Source organism: Tunturibacter gelidoferens (genome assembly GCF_040358255.1).
Classification (GTDB): Bacteria; Acidobacteriota; Terriglobia; order Terriglobales; family Acidobacteriaceae; genus Edaphobacter; species Edaphobacter gelidiferens.
On the sequence record NZ_CP132938.1, the window covers coordinates 5,421,784 to 5,439,635 of the forward strand.

General features: G+C 59.7%; 15 protein-coding genes. 8 read left to right on the top strand and 7 right to left on the bottom strand.

Going from position 1 to position 17,852, the window contains the following annotated elements:
• Positions 1 to 180 precede the first annotated feature (180 nt).
• Positions 181 to 2,625, top strand: coding sequence for a hypothetical protein (locus RBB81_RS23315; RefSeq protein WP_183791908.1), 2,445 nt, complete (start codon positions 181 to 183; stop codon positions 2,623 to 2,625).
• Between the two features lie 204 nt (positions 2,626 to 2,829).
• Here RBB81_RS23315 and nusB read toward each other — a convergent pair whose 3' ends face one another.
• The gene (nusB, locus tag RBB81_RS23320; protein WP_353072311.1) at positions 2,830 to 3,252 is read right to left on the bottom strand and encodes a transcription antitermination factor NusB; all 423 of its coding nucleotides are present in this window, start codon (positions 3,250 to 3,252) and stop codon (positions 2,830 to 2,832) included.
• Positions 3,252 to 4,133, bottom strand: a complete 882-nt coding sequence (gene ribH / locus RBB81_RS23325; protein ID WP_353072312.1) for a 6,7-dimethyl-8-ribityllumazine synthase — start codon at positions 4,131 to 4,133, stop codon at positions 3,252 to 3,254. The genes nusB and ribH overlap by 1 nt, the downstream gene beginning before the upstream one ends.
• Positions 4,134 to 4,190: 57 nt before the next feature.
• Between ribH and RBB81_RS23330 the strand changes: the two genes are divergently transcribed.
• The 3 genes from RBB81_RS23330 to mctP all read left to right on the top strand — a co-directional run bounded on the left by RBB81_RS23330 (position 4,191) and on the right by mctP (position 7,231).
• Positions 4,191 to 4,973, top strand: coding sequence for an enoyl-CoA hydratase/isomerase family protein (locus RBB81_RS23330; RefSeq protein WP_353072313.1), 783 nt, complete (start codon positions 4,191 to 4,193; stop codon positions 4,971 to 4,973).
• A gap of 74 nt (positions 4,974 to 5,047) precedes the next feature.
• Positions 5,048 to 5,644, top strand: coding sequence for a hypothetical protein (locus RBB81_RS23335; RefSeq protein WP_353072314.1), 597 nt, complete (start codon positions 5,048 to 5,050; stop codon positions 5,642 to 5,644).
• 120 nt (positions 5,645 to 5,764) lie between these two features.
• Positions 5,765 to 7,231 (top strand): monocarboxylate uptake permease MctP, encoded by a 1,467-nt coding sequence (gene mctP / locus RBB81_RS23340; RefSeq protein ID WP_423248096.1) that lies wholly within the window; start codon positions 5,765 to 5,767, stop codon positions 7,229 to 7,231.
• Positions 7,232 to 7,428: 197 nt separating this feature from the next.
• Here mctP and guaA read toward each other — a convergent pair whose 3' ends face one another.
• The 5 genes from guaA to leuS form a co-directional block, all read right to left on the bottom strand.
• Positions 7,429 to 9,000, bottom strand: a complete 1,572-nt coding sequence (gene guaA, locus RBB81_RS23345) for a glutamine-hydrolyzing GMP synthase (RefSeq protein ID WP_353072315.1) — start codon at positions 8,998 to 9,000, stop codon at positions 7,429 to 7,431.
• A 49-nt stretch (positions 9,001 to 9,049) separates the two neighbouring features.
• Positions 9,050 to 9,244, bottom strand: coding sequence for a hypothetical protein (locus tag RBB81_RS23350; protein ID WP_179585660.1), 195 nt, complete (start codon positions 9,242 to 9,244; stop codon positions 9,050 to 9,052).
• 102 nt (positions 9,245 to 9,346) lie between these two features.
• Positions 9,347 to 9,517: a hypothetical protein gene (locus tag RBB81_RS23355; RefSeq protein WP_179585662.1), complete on the bottom strand. Its 171-nt coding sequence runs from the start codon at positions 9,515 to 9,517 to the stop codon at positions 9,347 to 9,349.
• Positions 9,518 to 9,794: 277 nt separating this feature from the next.
• Entirely contained in the window at positions 9,795 to 10,724 is a 930-nt protein-coding gene (locus RBB81_RS23360; RefSeq protein ID WP_348641643.1) for a hypothetical protein, read from the bottom strand.
• Positions 10,724 to 13,312, bottom strand: a complete 2,589-nt coding sequence (gene leuS, locus RBB81_RS23365) for a leucine--tRNA ligase (RefSeq protein ID WP_353072316.1) — start codon at positions 13,310 to 13,312, stop codon at positions 10,724 to 10,726. Before leuS ends, RBB81_RS23360 begins: the two co-directional genes overlap by 1 nt.
• Positions 13,313 to 13,462: 150 nt before the next feature.
• Here leuS and RBB81_RS23370 point away from each other — a divergent pair, with 150 nt between their 5' ends.
• The 4 genes from RBB81_RS23370 to RBB81_RS23385 all read left to right on the top strand — a co-directional run bounded on the left by RBB81_RS23370 (position 13,463) and on the right by RBB81_RS23385 (position 17,839).
• Complete coding sequence (locus RBB81_RS23370; RefSeq protein WP_353072317.1) at positions 13,463 to 14,665, top strand: acyltransferase family protein; 1,203 nt, start codon at positions 13,463 to 13,465, stop codon at positions 14,663 to 14,665.
• A 164-nt stretch (positions 14,666 to 14,829) separates the two neighbouring features.
• Complete coding sequence (locus RBB81_RS23375) at positions 14,830 to 16,221, top strand: FAD-binding protein (protein WP_353072318.1); 1,392 nt, start codon at positions 14,830 to 14,832, stop codon at positions 16,219 to 16,221.
• A gap of 58 nt (positions 16,222 to 16,279) precedes the next feature.
• The gene (locus tag RBB81_RS23380; RefSeq protein ID WP_353072319.1) at positions 16,280 to 16,990 is read left to right on the top strand and encodes a hypothetical protein; all 711 of its coding nucleotides are present in this window, start codon (positions 16,280 to 16,282) and stop codon (positions 16,988 to 16,990) included.
• A gap of 45 nt (positions 16,991 to 17,035) precedes the next feature.
• Complete coding sequence (locus RBB81_RS23385; RefSeq protein ID WP_353072320.1) at positions 17,036 to 17,839, top strand: hypothetical protein; 804 nt, start codon at positions 17,036 to 17,038, stop codon at positions 17,837 to 17,839.
• The last annotated feature ends 13 nt before the right edge of the window (positions 17,840 to 17,852 follow it).

Consider the following 17,852-nt stretch of genomic DNA (forward strand, 5'->3'; position numbering starts at 1 on the left):
CGAAAGGGAGCGATCTTCTCACGATGCGAATGATTGGTTGGATCGTCCAACCAACGTTCGAACACTAATATGCCCGGAAGATTTGCTTCCGGTCTGTGCAGCTTTTACACTATGGGTTCAGCTATTCAGCGGTTGCGGTGTGACCGTTCAGCTTGAGTTCTGGTTGGACGGGGAGGTTCAATGCGTCGGTTTGCCACGTTAGTCTTTCTTCTGCTTTTCACGATTCCTTTCGGTGTCTCTATCTCGGGTTGTTCCAAGAAAACAGCCACAGTCTTCTGCAACGGCGGAGACACCGGACCTGCCGTAGGTCAGGTGTCGAACATCGCGCTACAACCCAAGATCTTCGGCGTATCGCTGAACTTTGCTCAGATTGGGCAGGTCACCACACCGACCGCCATCGACTGCAAGGGCACAGCCGTGACCGTGTCCAGCTACACCTATGCCACCTTCCTGCCCAATGGCCAGCCGGACATGACCATCGCCGATGTCCAGCCGACAACCGGTCGTCTCTGCGCAGGCACTTGGAACAGGAACACCGGCGGCGGCATCGCCGACTTCACCACCTGCAACCCCACCAACAAATCCGGCACAGTCTACGTCGTAGCAAACGGTGGCGGCGTCAGCAGCAACCCACTCCCGATCTTCGTCCATCCCGTCGTTACCAACGTGACCCTCGGGGCGCTATCGACCGACTGCGTCAACGATCCGGCAACCAATTGCAGCCCTGCGGCCTTCGTTACCCAGACCACGACCTGCGCGCAAACCACCAATGGCAATGGGTGCTGCACCGTCCCGGTCACACCCACAGTGAACGCAGTCGCCGCAACAGGTTGTGTCTCTCAGTCCGTGACCAGCCAGCTAGCAGCCAGAGTATTGGCCGGAAACGGCGCGAATATCAGCTGCCAGGTCGGTCATCTCTCCTACGCCCCGCAGATTGCTTCCATCGTGACCATCGACCAGAACGGTGTCGCCACCGCGCAGCAGCCAGGATCGACCGTCATCACCGCAAACATCTCAAACGCCGGAAGCTCTGCTGGCTTCTTCTCCACCTGCCCGCCAGTGTCGATCAACCTCACCGCCACCAACGGCACAAGCAACTCAACCAGCGTGACCGTAAATCCCAACAATGTTCAACCAATCAACTACGTGGCAGTGGATAAGAACCAGACAGTCCTCACCGGGTTGACTCTCAACTTCGAATCTACAACTCCGACCACCATACCCGCCGCTTCAGCGGCCTCGGTCACCCCGATCTTTCCCGGCGCCGCTGCCATCACCGCGGTCTGCCAACCACCCACCTGCAACCCGTCCCCGTTCAACCAGATTGGCCTCTTCGGCAACGGAAAAGCAATCACCTCGAATCCCGTGCTCGTTACAGCCCCCGGCACCAATAGCACCAATCTGTATATCGCGAGCACAAACTCGTTTTATCTCGTGCCCGTGGACTTCACTCAGACTCAGCTAGGCAGCCCGGTTCGCCTGCCCTATCAGCCCAACTCCATGGTCATCAGCAACGACGGATCCACCATCTACATGGGAAGCTCCTTTGAGCTCATGACCTTCAGCGCGACGTCTAACAGCATCAGCGCCCAGGACACGACCGTACCCGGCATCGTGCTCGCAGTCTCGCCCGATGGCACAACGCTGGTCCTCACCGATCCAATCCGCCAGTTTGTCTACCTCTACAGCACCAAGGGCAGCATTCTGACGCAGTACGGCGGCGTTGGCACCCACGCCGTCTTCTCGCCAGACAGTACGACCGTCTACATCACTCTCGGCGATTACAACTCTTCGACCGGCGTCACGACTCCGAACAATACATTGCTGGTTCACTCCGCCTTCACAGGCTGGTATCCGACGACGTCGTCTCAACCGACCACTGACGTGGCCATCGGTGTGCCAAGCGTTGGAGCCTTCTTTGGCGGCAATCCGACCACAGCCCGCTCCTATTGCCCCGTGACCACCACAATAGGCGTCCCTCCGACAACCTCTTCCACCACGACCAACCTCTTTTATCCGGATGCCGGAGTGCTCGGGCCGCAGACCGATCGAATTGCCACCACCAACGACGGCCTCCACGTTTTGGGAGCAACCGTCACCCCAACACCGACCTTGACTGATCTCGCAATCGGAACCCCAGCCAGCGGTAGTACTGCCGCTGCACCAGGCCTTCCCGTTGGCCAATGCCCGGCCGCCGATACCCCCGCGCAGAAGTTCCCCACCACCACCGCATTCACAGGTGCGCTCCCCGGTGTAACGGCCTCAGCAATCACCGGCGTCTTCCCAACCTCGGACTCGAAGATCGCCTTCGTGACCTATCAGGGCAGCGGAGCGGTTGTGCCGACCTACACGCCACAAGCCACCGGTGCCGGAACTCTGGGCAGCATCCCCCTGTCGACTGCGCTGGGAACCCCCGTCGCACCGGTCGCCGGCGTGGTGAGTGCAGACAACCTGACCTTCTTCGTAGGCACCTCGGGAGACAACGCCGTCCACCTCATCACCAAACAAACCGACGGCACCTACAAGGACACAACAACCCCTATCGCGCCGAAACTACCCGACGTGAACGGGAACATCGTCGCTCCTAATCTGCTGGTACAGAAGCCACGTAAGGCCACATCCTAGAATCGGTCCTGCCGGACGAGCGCCCTGCGCGGACAGCGGTCACTTCGTGACTTGTGAAAGCTTCGCGAGGTGCTCCCGCTGGTCGCAGGCTAAATTCCGTGCCGACCAGCGGGAGGATCTAAAGATTAGTCGAGCCAAGACCGGTATACACGTCACGAAGTGACCGCCCCGCGCGCAGCGGGCCCGTCCGGCAGGACAACCGCCCTACGCCAACCGCTTCTTCAGCAGATCCCGCGCAATCGCATCCAGAACGCCATTAAGAAAGTGAATCGACTCCGGCGCAGCATATCGCCGTCCAATCTCCAGCGTCTCGTTGATGATGATCGCAGCAGGTGTATTCGGAAAGCCCAGCATCTCCGCCACCGAAGCCCGCAGCAGATTTCGATCTACCACCGGCATCCGCTCCAGCCGCCAGTTCTGCGCATGCTCTTCAATCAGCTTGTCGATCTCTTCATCGCGAGTCGTCGCAATGCGATAAAGATCCTCGGCAAACCCACGCGTCTCGGCATCGACATCTTCGACCGAAGCCCAAAAAAGCTTCTGAACCTCCGCGGGAGACTGTTTGCCCAGGTCTCCCTGAAACAACATCTGCATCGTGAGTTCGCGCGACTTGCGGCGTGTCCCCATTATTTCTTCACCTGGCCGTTCTGCGCCGCGAGCTTGCGCTGAATCGACACCATCTCAATCGCCGCGCTGGCCGCCTCGAAGCCCTTGTTCCCCGCCTTCAGCCCCGCGCGGTCAAGCGCCTGCTCCAGCGTCTCGCAGGTCAGCACTCCAAACGCATGCGGAACACCGGTCTCCTGCTGCGACTGGCCGATCCCCCGCGCCACCTCGTTGTAGATAGCCTCGTAGTGCGCCGTCTCCCCTCGAAGCAAACATCCCAGCGTGATGATCGCATCGAACCTCTTCGACTCCGCGAGCGTGCGAGCGGCCGACGGAACCTCCCACGCCCCGGGAACACGAACAATCTCAATGTCCTTCCGTGCAGCGCCGCTACGATGCAACGCATCGAGAGAGCCCTGTAGCAGCCGGTCGGTAATCACCGTATTCCAGCGCGTCGTCACCACCGCAAACCGCATATTCGCAGCGCTCAGGTCACCCTCAACAGCCTCAGGCTGGCCATGGAGCGGGTTCTCCGACTGCCAAAACCCAATCCGCAGCTCGGTAGTAATCTGCACCGTAAACAGCCTGCTGTTCCAATGAGTCAGCTCAGCGGCAGAAAGAATGTCCGGAATCTCCTCCGTGCGGTAACTCGCAAGCAACCACTTTTCCACCAACGCACGAATGTGATCCAGCTGCGTGACCTCGATCAGCACAGTTGGAACCGCCGGTTCCCTGCCCGTAACAAACTCGAGATTGCCAATCGGCGCAAGAAACGCGGACCCGCGACCCTCCGCATCCTGCCATCCCTTGCCCTGTTCGAAGCCAAGGGCAGAAAAGAGGCTCGAAATACGGTCAAACTCAGCCCCCGATGCAATCGCGCTGACGTGCGTAATTCCCTTAATCATAGATTCGATTGTATCGTCTGGAGTGCGACGCCACATCGCCCGCGAGAGGAGAGGTCTGTGAACTACGAGACGTTGCTGTGCGAGATAAAGGATCAGGTAGCGCGCGTCACGCTGAACCGCCCCCAGGTGCTCCACGCCCTCAACACCCAGGTCTTCAACGAACTGGAAGCCGTATTTTCAACACTCGCCGCAGACCCCGCCGTCCTGGTCATCCTCCTCACCGGCGCAGGCGAAAAGGCCTTCGCGGCCGGCGCAGATATCAAAGAGCTCGCCGCCACCGACGCAGCCGCAGGAGAGGCCAAGGCCCGCCGCGGTCAGGCTGTCTTCCGCCTCATCGAGACCTGCGGCAAGCCCGTCATCGCCTGCATCAACGGATTCGCCCTCGGCGGCGGCTGCGAGCTGGCCATGGCCTGCACCATACGCCTCGCCAGCGAGACCGCGCGCCTCGGCCAGCCCGAAGTCAAGCTCGGCCTCATCCCTGGCTACGGCGGAACCCAGCGGCTCCCACGCCTCGTCGGCCAGCCCATGGCGCTCAAACTCCTGCTCACCGGCGAGATGATCAACGCCGCCGAGGCCCTGCGAATCGGCCTGGTAGACGAGGTCCTGCCCGCAGACAAGTTGATGGAGCGCTCCGAAGCTCTCGCCCGCACCATCGTCGCCATGGCCCCCCTGGCCGTCGCCGCATGCCTCGAAGCAGTCCGCGATGGCAGCGAGATCAGCCTCGAAGAAGCCATCGACATGGAAGCAAAGATCTTCGGCCGCCTCTGCGGAACCGCCGACAAAGAGGAGGGCACAAAGGCCTTTCTGGAAAAACGTCCCGCAGTATGGACCGGACGATAACCACTCGTCTTCATCGAAAATTGCCGGAAACTTTGGCCTTTTGATCGATGCCATCGCTTGATATGCTGATATTCGTGCCCTCGATATTCCGACATTCGCTGTCCCGACACTCGCCGCCCGAGAACTATTCGCTGCTGCGAGACACGCTCCTTCCCGCTGCTCTTCTGCTTCCTCTCGCCCTCGCCGGCTGTTCAAAGCCTGCCATCCCCAACGTGGCAGAGCAGAACGCCCTCGCCGCCGAACACCAGCAGGAGACCAACCTCGCGCGCCAGCAGATGGAGCTAATCCCGCCCCCTTCGAAGACCCGCTACATGGCCGTCAAGAGCCTCAATCTCTGGGAAAATCCCTACCTCACCGTGCAGGGTGCCATGGCAACACTGCACGTGGTCGTCGCCGACGGCAACACCAGCGGTCTCGGCGTAGGCGGAATGCTACGGCCCATCGGCGCCCGCCGCCGCGACCTGAACGTGCGCGTCATCGACCTGCCCACCGCGCTCAACGCCATCCCGGAAAACTCCTGGCCCTATGGTCGCGTCGTCGCCGTCGAAGAAGCCCATCAGGTCCCCGCCAGCGCGCGCCCCGAGGTTCGCCGCAACTTGGAGGCCGTCATCAAAACCCTCAACGACCTCGGCGTAGTCGTCTACGAGTGGGGCGACAACGGACGAAGCTAACTCAGCAAACATCCCTCTTCCTGCACCGTTGCGCTAACCTGTGAGTGCGGCAAATCTCTAAAGCTGGGTGAACGATTGCAACTGCATACGACCGCACTGGTAGTCTTCTGCTTTTTCTTTTTGCTCGTAACGCTCGCCGGATTCTGGGCCGCACGGTGGCGAAGACCGAAGGCAGGAATGGGCTCGCTCGAAGAGTGGGGCCTCGCAGGCCGCAGCTTCGGCACCTGGATCACCTGGTTCCTCATCGGCGGCGACCTCTACACCGCCTACACCGTCATCGCGGTCCCGGCAGCACTCTACGGTGCAGGCGCCATGGGATTCTTCGCAGTCCCCTACGCCGTCATCGCCTATCCCTACATGATGCTCGTCCTGCCACGCCTCTGGACAGTATGCCACCGCCACGGTTACATAACCTTCGCCGACTTTGTCAGTGGCCGCTACGGAAACCGCTGGCTGACCATCGCCATCGCTCTCACAGGCATCCTCGCTCTCATGCCGTACATCGCCCTCCAACTGGTCGGCATCCGCGTCGTCATCGGAGCCATGGGCATCCACGGTGAGTGGCCCCTCGCAGCCGCCTTCGTCATCCTCGCCGCCTACACTTACTCCAGTGGTCTGCGCGCTCCGGCCGTCATCGCCATCGTAAAAGACGTCATGCTCTATGTCATGGTGCTTGCCGCCCTGATCTATATCCCCCACAAACTCGGCGGTTACGCACGAGTCTTCGAACTCGCAAATCAACAGCTGGCACACCACATGCCAACAGCGACAATCTCCCTGAGACAAGGCCAGTTCCTCGGCTACTCCACCCTCGCCATCGGCTCTGCCATAGCGCTCATGCTCTACCCGCACACAGCCACCGCAGTCCTCAGCGCGCAGAGCGCCAACGTAGTGCGCCGCAACGCCGCAATGTTGCCCGCTTACAGTTTTCTCTTAGGACTCATCGCCCTGCTCGGCTATCTCGCACTAGCCGCCGGAGTCGTCACCAAAGATCCAAATCAAGCCGTACCTCTTCTGTTCCTCAAGATGTTTCCCGAGTGGTTCGCCGGCTTCTGCCTCGCCGCCGTCGCCATCGGAGCACTCGTCCCCGCAGCGATCATGTCCATCGCCGCCTCCAATCTCTTCACCCGCAATCTGTACGGAGCGCTGGTGCGACGAAAGATGCTCCCCGAAGAAGAGTCCCGCATGGCCAAGATCGTCTCGCTCGTCGTAAAGTTCGGCGCACTGCTCTTTGTCCTCAAGCTCCCCGCTCCCTACGCCATCGAGATGCAGTTACTCGGCGGAATCTGGATGGGTCAGCTCTTCCCATCGGTCGTTCTAGGTGTCTTCACCCGCTGGTTCAATCCCTGGGCTCTCCTCATCGGCTGGGCGGCAGGCATGTTCAGCGGCACGGCCATGGCGGTAGCGTTAGGACTGAAAAGTTCGGTCTACCCGCTGCACCTCTTCGGCAGCACGTACCCCATGTACGCAGCCGTGCCCGCCCTACTGCTGAATCTAGCCGTCTCCACGTTGCTGACTGTAATTTTCCGCGCAATGAAGCTGAACTCCGGAACCGATGTCACCGACGCTGCAGCCTATGTAGGCTAGTCCTGCCGGACGGGCGCCCTGCGCGGGCAGCGGTCACTTCGTGACTTGTGAAAGCTTCGCGAGGTGCTCCCGTTGGTCGCAAGCTAAATTCCGTGCCGACCAACGGGAGGCCCTAAAAGTTAGCCCAGCCAAGACCGGTACACAAGTCACGAAGTGACCGCCCCACGCGTAGTGGGCCGTCCGGCAGGACAAGCGCACTACTCCCACTCAATCGTCCCCGGCGGCTTCGACGTAATGTCATACACCACCCGATTGATCCCTCTTACCTCGCTCACAATCCTGCTCGAGATCGTCCTTAGCACCTCATACGGCAGCGGAGCCCAATCCGCCGTCATCCCATCCTCGCTCTCCACCGCCCTCACCGCGCAGGTATTCGCATACGTCCGCTGATCCCCCATCACCCCCACCGATTTCACTGGCAGCAGCACCGCAAAGCTCTGCCAAACCTTCCGATAGAGCCCTGCCTTCTTAATCTCATCCACCACAATCTGATCGGCCTCCTGCAGAATAGCCACGCGCTCCGCCGTCACCTCGCCAAGAATCCTCACCGCAAGCCCCGGCCCCGGAAACGGCTGCCGTTCAATGATGTCCTCAGGCATACCCAGGTCCCGCCCAATCCGCCGCACCTCATCTTTGAACAGATCGCGCAGCGGCTCAATCAGCTTCAGCTTCATATCCGCCGGCAGGCCTCCAACATTGTGGTGACTCTTGATCGTATGACTCGGCCCATGCACGCTGCTCGACTCAATCACATCCGGATACAGCGTGCCCTGCACCAACCACGCGATCTCCTCTCCCGCACTCGGCTGACTGTCCTTCTGCGCCTCGAAGATCTTCTTCGCCTCATCATCGAACACGGCAATAAACTCGTTCCCAATCACCTTTCGCTTCTTCTCCGGATCCGTTACTCCAGCAAGCTTCTCCAGAAAGCGCTGTGAAGAATCCACCGCGACCACATTCAGCCCCAACTGCTCGCGCATCGTCGTCTGCACCTTCAGAAACTCATCCTTCCGCAGCACTCCGTTGTTCACAAAAATACAGGTCAGCCGGTCCCCAATCGCCCGCGCCACCAGCACCGCAGCCACGCTCGAATCCACACCACCACTCAACCCACAGATCGCATGACCCGTCCCCACCTGCGCACGAACCCTCTCCACGGTCGACTGAATAAAATGTTCCGGCGTCCAGTCCTGCTCCGCCCCGCAGATATCCAGGCAAAAGTTCTTCAGCAGCTCCATCCCCTGCCGCGTATGCGCCACCTCAGGATGAAACTGCACCGCCCAGATCCTTCTCGCCTCATCCGCGATCCCCGCCACCGCATTCGCAGTCTTCGCCGTCAGCTGAAACCCCAGCGGCAACTCTTCCGCCTCGTCCCCATGCGACATCCAGACATCCATCGTCCCCGGCAACCCGCGAAACAGCGGCGTCTCCGCCACCACCGTCACCTCGGCATGCCCGTACTCACGCGCCGCGGCCCCCACCACCCTCCCTCCCAGATGATGAACGATGAACTGCAGCCCATAGCAGATCCCCAGCACCGGCACACCCATCGCCAGTACACCCTCATCAGCATTAGGCGCGTCCGCGTCATAGACAGAGCACGGCCCTCCTGAAAGAATCACACCCTTCGGGTTCAGCGCCTTCACCTGTTCAAGCGGGGCCGTACAAGGCAATACGATAGAAAATACATTGAATTCACGAACACGCCGCGCAATCAGCTGCGTATACTGCGACCCAAAATCCAGAATAACAACCGTTGAGGTATCCACCTACCCAGTGTAAATGCGACGTCGCCGTCTCTCTGAGACGAAGGCTTTTTCAGTAGAGGCCAGGCCCTCTTCTGTAGTGAGAGCTCCTCAACCGCGCACTCTCCATCCCACTCACCACGCCGATGCCCACCATGATCACAGCCATTGCGACAATGTAGGCTTCCGGAATGTGGCTCAGATAAGCCAGGTAAGAGACACCGGCTATCAGCAGAAGATAGGCAAAGACATACAAGGCAGAGGACATGATCTCTCTCCAAACGGGAATGAGGGGCCCATGCAGAGATAGGATGCAGTATCTCCCTCTCGAAAAGAAAAAACTTTAGTACCCGTGCCCGCGGCCGCCGCGCTAGCTGGGGTCTTTATGTCGTGTAGTCTGCACACCCGTCACAACCCCGATTCCCAGCATGATCACCGCAATCGCGACGATGTAGTGCTGAGGAATGTGCATCAAGTGAGCCAGATAAGCCACACCTGCAATCAGAATCAAATAGCCAATCGCATAGATCCCAAATGACATACTCAACCTCCCCTCTGTAAGCCGATTCCCGTATGATGCAGAATCTGCGTGCCGTCGAGAGGAAAATCTTCTTAGAAGCTGTCCTGCCGGACGGGCGCCCTACGCGGGCAGCGGTCACTTCGTGACTTGTGAAAGCTTCGCGAGGTGCTCCCGTTGGTCGCAGGTTGGATCGTGCCGACCAACGGGAGGACCAGCATCGTTCCCTAACCACAAGAAGGTACACGCGTCACGAAGTGACCGCCCTCCGCGCAGGAGGCCCGTCCGGCCGGACAGCCTTTCAATCTTCGTAAGCTCGCCAAAGCTGCAAATAAGCCACCTGCCGCGCCACATGGAAGAAGTCAGATCCAAGAAAATAAAGGACCGTAACCCCAGCCCACCACCAAAACAAAAACTCCGGCGTCGTCACGCTCTCAAACGGCAGCGGAGTCGCCGAGAACACCATCGCCAGCACAATCAACGCGATCTTCACAATCCCCATCACAAGGTTGATCTCTACCAGCTTCGATTTCAACGCCCCCAGCCTAAACGCCGCCGCCAGACTCCCTCTCACACCTAACCCACGCAGCATCGCAACTAACGGAGCCACGGACAGCGCCCAACTCACCACCGCCCACAGCGTAAACAGCCCCAGCGTCGCCACAATGACCAGCGAAAAATACCCCACCAGATTAGGCTCTCCACCCGACGCAATCGGCCCGGTCACGGTCCACTCCGCCACACGCTCCATGCACCAGAACCACACCGCAAAACTCCCGAGCAGCGCCACCACCCGCACAGCCTGCAGCACAATCAGCGTCCCCACGCGGCGCTCCAGCCGCTTATCCGCCCGCCTCAGCACCAGCGTTCGTCCTACCGACGACACCACCACCCACGCCACCACCAGCAACGGCGCCAGCCACATCGCCACACCAAGTACCTGCGGCACCAACAGCGCTAGCGCCTTCGCCAGCGTCTGCGCCGACCCCAGCGGATCCACCACCGTCATACTCTTCAGCGCCGCATAGTCCAACGGCGTAGCCTGCAAAATCTTCAACCCCTCATACCGCAGCAGCAGCAGCGCCGGAATCCCATACGCCCACCGCCACAACACCTCCAGCGCCGTCAGCGAAGGCCGCCGCCAGCACTCCGAAAGAGTATGCACAAACGACTGCGTCCCCCGAACCGTCCCAGCCGCAACCACCACCCCATCCTGCGGAATTTGCTCCACTACTTCACCACAAGATTCACAAGCTTACCCGGCACCACGATCACCTTCACTAAGGTCTTGCCTTCAATCCGCGCGATCACCTTGGGATCAGCCAAAGCAGCAGCCTTCACAACAGCATCATCGCTACCCGCCGGCACCTTCACAACACTCACCAGCTTGCCATTCACCTGCACCGGAATCTCAATCTCATCCTCCCGCGCAAGCTCTTCATTCACCACCGGCCACTGCGTGCGAAACACCACGCCCTCGCCGCCAAGTTCCTCCCACATCTCCGCCACAAAAAACGGCGCAAACGGAGCCAGCAGCAAAATCAGACCACGCAACACCTCAGACACCGCAGCCGGAGAGATCTCTCCCGCATCCATCGCGGCTTCGTTCGCAGTAATCTCGTTCACCAGAATCATGATTGAAGAGATCGAAGTATTGAAGTGCCATCGTCCATCAAAGTCCTGCGTAACCTTCGCAATCGTCTGATGCAGACGACGCAACAACGCCTGATCCTTTGGCCTCGTCGCAGCTCCATTCGTACGAGCAACACTCGAGAACTTCGTCGTCAGCCGATACACCTTCCCCAAAAACCGCGAGATCCCCGCAACCCCCTCTTCCTGCCACTCCAAATCACGATCCGGCGGAGCCGCAAACAGCGCATACATTCTCGTCGCGTCTGAGCCATATCGCTCGATCATCAAATCCGGGCTCACAACGTTGCCCCTCGACTTCGACATCTTCGCGCCGTCTTTGATCACCATCCCCTGCGTAAACAGCCGCTCCGCAGGCTCATCGTTCTTGACCAACCCAAGATCCCGCATCACCTTCGTCCAGAACCGCGAGTAGATCAGATGCAGAATCGCATGCTCCACTCCGCCGATGTACTGATCGATCGGAAACCAATAGTTCGCCTTATCCGAATCAAACGGCGCGGCCGAATTCTTCGCATCCGTGTACCGATAGAAGTACCAGCTCGAGTCCACGAACGTGTCCATCGTATCCGTCTCTCTTCGTGCCACCCCCCCGCACTTCGGGCACTTCGCATTCACAAACTCGGCAATCCGCCCGAGCGGCGAGCCATTCGTCTGTGTAATATCCACCTGCTCCGGCAACACAATCGGCAACTCGTTCTCAGCCACAGGCAACGGCTCGTCCGGCGAGCACTTGTCGCAGTACACCATCGGAATCGGCGTTCCCCAGTACCTCTGCCGGCTGACTCCCCAGTCCTTCAACCGATATGTAACCGTAGGAGTACCAAACCCCTTTGTCTTCGCAAACGCAGCCATCTTCTCCTGCGCTTCAAGGCAGTTCTCTCCAGTCCACTGCCCCGAATCGATCAGCACGGCCTCATCTTCACCGGTATAGGGCAACGCCGGATCATTTGTATCAGCGCCCGCGGCGCCTTTTGTATCAACCACAGGAGCAATTACCCGGCGCACTGCCAACCCGTACTTCTGCGCAAACTCGAAGTCCCTTTCATCATGCGCCGGCACGCTCATAATCGCACCCGTTCCATAGTCCGCCAGAATGTAGTTCGCCACCCAGATCGGCACCCGCTCGCCGTTGAACGGATTCACCGCGAAGCGCCCAGTAAACACACCGTGCTTCTCAATCGCACCCAGCGCATCGGTCTCACGAGCCTTCTGTTGCTGATCCAGCAACTCCTCAATCTGCACCCGCAGTGCATCATCCTCCAGCGCAAACGCCTTCGAGACCGCATGCTCTGGCGCAAGCTGCACCGACGTCGCACCAAAGATCGTATCCACCCGCGTCGTAAACACCGTGATCTTCGCATCGCCATCCGCCACAGCGAAATCTACATGCGCCCCCTCGCTCCGTCCGATCCAGTTACGCTGCATCGTCCGGACCTTCTCCGGCCAGCCCTCCAGCTTGTCGAGCCCGTCCAGCAACTCATCCGCATACTTCGTAATCCGCAAAAACCACTGCGTCAGATCCCGCAGCTCAACGACCGTATCCTCATGCCTCCAGCAGCGCCCGCCAATCACCTGCTCATTCGCCAGCACCGTCTGGCAATCCGGACACCAGTTCACCTTGCTCTTCTTCCGATACGCGAGCCCCTTCTCGAACATCTTCAAAAAGAACCACTGGTTCCACTTGTAGTAATCCGGCAAACAAGTCGTCACCTCAGTCGACCAGTCGAACCCCATCCCGAGGCGCTGGAACTGCTTCTTCATCGCAGCAATATTCGCGAACGTCCACTCCCGCGGCGGCACTCCATTCTTCAACGCCGCGTTTTCCGCCGGCAGCCCAAACGCATCCCACCCCATCGGATGCAGCACGTTATACCCGCGCATCCACATATGCCGAGCCAGAGCATCCCCAATCGCATAGTTCCGCACATGCCCTATGTGCAGCGCGCCGCTCGGGTACGGCAGCATCTCCAGGCAGTAGTACTTTGGCTTCCCTGAATCGTGCCCCTCGGCTGCATACAGCGACGGATCCGCATCCCACCGGGCCTGCCACTTCGGCTCGATCTCAGCCGGGCTGTACCGCTGCGGCTGATTCCCCTCCGCAGCAGAAGAACTCTCATCAATATTCACTGTTTTCCCGCCGATTTCGCTCGTTCGTGTCTCAGGCATACTCCTTGATTGTACCGTCCAGCCCGCTTCAACGTTGCTCTGCTTCAAAACCTCGCCCGTCCAGCCGAAACCCCTCGCAGGCCTCCCGCCAACTAACGCCCTCCGACATTTATCTTTGTGGCATCTCCGCAAATAACCGATAATCCAGACATGCCTCCGGCCTCCCCCGCGCAGAAAGCTTCCTCCGGCGATCCCGAAAATCCCGGCGGTTTTCAGCACATTCCAGCACTCGACGGCATTCGAGGACTCGCCATCCTCATGGTTCTCTTCTTCCACCTCTTCGCGTCTAATCCCGACACCGGCTCAAGACTTCTGGATCTCCTCAACCGCATCCGCGAGTCCTGCTACCTCGGCGTCAACCTCTTCTTCGTTCTCTCCGGCTTTCTCATCACCGGCATTCTGCTCGACACACGCGCCCTCCCTCACTTCTTCAAGACCTTCTACGCCCGCCGCACCCTGCGCATCTTCCCGCTCTACTACGGCGTTCTCATCGTGCTATTTCTTCTCACTCGCCCTCTTCACTTCATCTGGTCAGGCTGGCCGATCTACTATCTGACCTACACCGCCAACCTCGCCCTCTGGACCGTCGGCCCTCTCAATCTGCACGCGTTCAACATCAACCACTTCTGGTCTCTCCAGGTCGAGGAGCAGTTCTATCTCGTCTGGCCCTTTCTCGTCTATCGAATCAAGCGCCTCCAGACACTCATCACCTTCTCCCTCGTCGCCTGCGCAGCGATCCTCACGCTCCGCATCATCCTCGTAGCCCTGCGCCCCCGGCTTCACAACCTCTATCTCCCCTACTCCCCCACCTTCTCCTGCGCCGACAACCTCCTCTTCGGCGGCACCCTCTGCGCTCTTCTCCGCACCCCCGCCCGTCAATCTATCCTCGCGCTCGCCCCCAGAGTCCTCGCCATCTGCGTAGTAATCCTCATCGTCGCCGGGCTCCGCTATCACGGCCTCCTCTGGGAGACCAACTTCTTCATCCCTACTTTCGGTTTCACCCTCGTCGCCATCTCCTTCGCAGCACTCATCGCCATGGCCCTGCGCCGCGGTTCAAAGACCCAACAACTCTTCTCCAACAGCGCCCTTCGCTTCTTCGGCAAATACAGCTATGGCATCTACGTCTTCCACTACTCCCTCGAAACAATGCTCAACAGTCCAACTCGTCTCTACGTCACCAGCCATCTCCACTCCAAAGCCCTCGGAGTTCTCGCCGGAGCCTGCGTAGTCATGGCTGCCACCATCCCAGTCGCGCTGCTCAGCTATCACTTTTACGAATCCCGCTTCCTCAGCCTCAAGCGCTACTTCAGCTACAACAAAAAGGAAACATCCACCCCGCTTCAGGCGATCTAGCCAAACGCCGCCACGCATAAACCACCCTCCTAAATATTCCCGCTCCGGCGAGCCCCTTGCGTCGAAGCCGCCAAATCCCTATAAAGGCCTGACGCGGCAACCGGAGCAGCAGCATGCTCCATCCCCAAACCAGGCACAGGCTTCGACCGAATCGAGTGTGCGACATGAATAAGAGACAGTTCCTCAAAGGCTCCTGCTCCCTCCTCACCGGAACCATGCTCTCCCGCTTCGTCTCCGCGGCCGAACATCAAACAGCCGACCAGTCCGCCCTGCAAGACGCCGTCCACCAGACCGCACCCCGAACCAACTGGGCCGGCAACCTCACCTTTCACACCGACACCCTCTACCAGCCCAAAACCGCCGAAGAGGTCCAACACATCGTCAAAAGCTGCGACAAGCTGCGCGCCCTCGGCCGCGGCCACTCCTTCAACGCCATCGCCGACAGCACCCACGCGCAGATGTCCCTCAAGCAGCTCGACTCCATCGACATCGACGCCAAAGCCCGCACCGCCACCGTCGGCGCCGGCGTCACCTACGGCAAGCTCGCTCCCATCATCGACGCCCAGGGCTTCGCCGTCCCCAATCTCGCCTCGCTCCCTCACGTCTCCGTCATCGGAGCCTGCGCCACCGCCACCCACGGCTCCGGCAGCAACAACGGCAACCTCGCCACCATCGTCTCCGGCCTCGAGCTCGTCACGGCCGACGGAACCCTCCACACCCTCTCCCGAGCCAAAGATGGCGACCAGTTCCTCGGCCAGGTCGTCAACCTCGGCGGCCTCGGCGTCGTCACCAAAACCACCCTCGACCTCCAACCCACCTTCCAGGTCGCGCAGGTCGTCTACGAAAACCTCTCCTTCTCCCAGCTCGAACACCATCTCGACGAGATCTTTCTCAGCGGCTACAGCGTCAGCCTCTTCACCGACTGGCAAAACCACCGCGCCACCGAAGTCTGGGTCAAACGCCGCCTCGATCCCGGCGCCACCTCTGTCGCCTTTGCCCCTGAATTCTTCGGCGCCACACAGGCCAAACAAAAACTCCACCCCGTCGCCGGCCACGCCGCCGAAAGCTGCACCGAACAGTTCGGCGTCCCCGGCCCCTGGTACGAGCGCCTCCCCCACTTCAAGCTCAACTTCACCCCCAGCAGCGGCGCCGAGATCCAGACCGAGTACTTCGTCCCCCGCGACCACGCCTACGAGGCCATCCTCGCCGTCGAGCAGCTCCGCGACCGCATTACCCCACACCTCTACATCACCGAGCTCCGCACCATCGCCCCCGACAACCTCTGGCTCAGCATGGCCTACCAGCGCCCCTCGCTCGCTATCCACTTCACCTGGAAGCCCGAGAACGACGCAGTCCAGGCCCTCCTCCCCCTCATCGAAGAAAAACTGGCGCCCTTCAACGCCCGCCCCCACTGGGCCAAGGTCAACACCATCCCGCCCGCAACCCTGCAGCGTCTCTACCCCAGGATGTCCGACTACAAAACCCTCCTCAACCAATACGACCCGCAAGGAAAGTTCCGCAACCAGTTCCTTGCCACCAACATCTTCGGAGCCTGATCACCGGCTCATACGCATAGGCGCCGAAGCACAGCCCGCGTCTTACCAGGAGCAAACCGTGTCGCAGTTCGCCATTCGCGAAGCATTCGCTCCCATCAAAAAACTCCTTCCGGCCTGGCTGTCCAACCCCATACGCAACAGCCTCACCGCGATCCTTACGCCCATCCTCTACAGCGTTCGCACCGGACACTTCCGTAGCAGTTTGAAGATGGCAGCCGTATCCCGGCACGGCGAACCGATCCCCTGGTACACCTACTCCAGCCTGGACTTTCTCACCGCCCGCAACTACTCCAGCAAAACAATCCTCGAGTTCGGAGGCGGACAATCCACCCTGTGGTGGTCGGCACGAGCGAAACACGTCGTCACCTTCGAAGGGAAAAAGGACTGGTACGATCGCATAGCATCCGGCATGCCCGCCAACGTCGAGCTGCACTACGTAGAAAAAACCGCACCCATCACCGACGCACCGCAAGTCGCTCAAATCCTCTCCACGAAGACAATCGCCCACTACGACGTCATCGTGATCGACGGGCTCACCCGCTCACAGATGATTGACCTCGCCTGCGAACGTCTGGCCCCGGATGGAATCATCATCTGCGACAACTCCGAAGGCTACGGCTTCTACGAAGGATTCAAAGACAAGGGCCTCGACCGCGTCGACTTCTTCGGCAACGCCCCAGGCGTCGTCCTTCCCCACTGCACCTCTATCTACTTCAGATCGACGTCCTTCGTCTTCAGTCCTTCGATTCCAATCGATCTGCCCAACTGACATTGCCCCAACGTCTATAATTCGTCCTACTTCTCGGAGTCAGGCATGCGAACAGTTCTAATGTCGTCCGCGCTTCGCCCGTTCTGTCTCACGATCGCGCTCCTAGCCTCTCACACGCTTCTCTTCTCGCAAACTACGCAACCGACCGTCAAAACCTACGACGGAGGAACGCGCCAAACACTTGAGAGCATCTTCATTCCCCCTCTGGCCCACGCGCCCTTTAGCCTGAGTCTCGAAACCGAGTGGTCTCGCCCCATGTCGGGCGGCGGGACCTACACCCTCGTCAATAAGCGTCAGATCATGCGCGACGGCACAGGACGCATCTATCAGGAGCGCTGGCTGCTGGTACCCAAAAACGGAAAGATGCTATCCGTCATGGACTTTATTCAGATCTCAAACCCAGCCGATCACACTCTGTACAACTGTCAGATCGACATCAAGAGATGTTTCGTAGTGGCTTACACGGGGTCGGTGACCAGCACCTACCAGCCTGCCATCCATCCCTCTGGCGCTCTATCAGACAACAGCGGCTACCATCAGCATGAAGATCTCGGCCACAACAACCTCTCCGGCATCGACACCATCGGCTATCGTGAGATCACCACCCTCAATCCAGGCGTCTTCGGAAACGACCAACCGATGGTCACCACGCGCGAGTTCTGGTACTCCCCCCAACTCGGCATCAACATCCTCTCCAAGCTCGACTCGCCTCAGTCCGGCAAGCAGACCTTCACAACAAAAGACCTCTCAACCTCTGAGCCCGAAGCTCGCTTCTTCGCGGTCCCTGAGGGCTTCACCATCGAAGATCAGCGCAAACCCGAACCTGAAGCAGGTCTGCCGTCGAAATAAACCCGGCCCGTAG

Excerpts from the sequence above, each read along its gene's own strand:
- RBB81_RS23375 (WP_353072318.1), top strand. The coding sequence starts at position 14,830 with ATGAATAAGAGACAGTTCCTCAAAGGCTCCTGCTCCCTCCTCACCGGA.
- RBB81_RS23355 (WP_179585662.1), bottom strand. The coding sequence starts at position 9,517 with ATGTCATTTGGGATCTATGCGATTGGCTATTTGATTCTGATTGCAGGT.
- ribH (WP_353072312.1), bottom strand. The coding sequence starts at position 4,133 with ATGATTAAGGGAATTACGCACGTCAGCGCGATTGCATCGGGGGCTGAG.
- nusB (WP_353072311.1), bottom strand. The coding sequence starts at position 3,252 with ATGGGGACACGCCGCAAGTCGCGCGAACTCACGATGCAGATGTTGTTT.
- RBB81_RS23370 (WP_353072317.1), top strand. The coding sequence starts at position 13,463 with ATGCCTCCGGCCTCCCCCGCGCAGAAAGCTTCCTCCGGCGATCCCGAA.
- RBB81_RS23350 (WP_179585660.1), bottom strand. The coding sequence starts at position 9,244 with ATGTCCTCTGCCTTGTATGTCTTTGCCTATCTTCTGCTGATAGCCGGT.
- RBB81_RS23315 (WP_183791908.1), top strand. The coding sequence starts at position 181 with ATGCGTCGGTTTGCCACGTTAGTCTTTCTTCTGCTTTTCACGATTCCT.
- leuS (WP_353072316.1), bottom strand. The coding sequence starts at position 13,312 with ATGCCTGAGACACGAACGAGCGAAATCGGCGGGAAAACAGTGAATATT.
- RBB81_RS23385 (WP_353072320.1), top strand. The coding sequence starts at position 17,036 with ATGCGAACAGTTCTAATGTCGTCCGCGCTTCGCCCGTTCTGTCTCACG.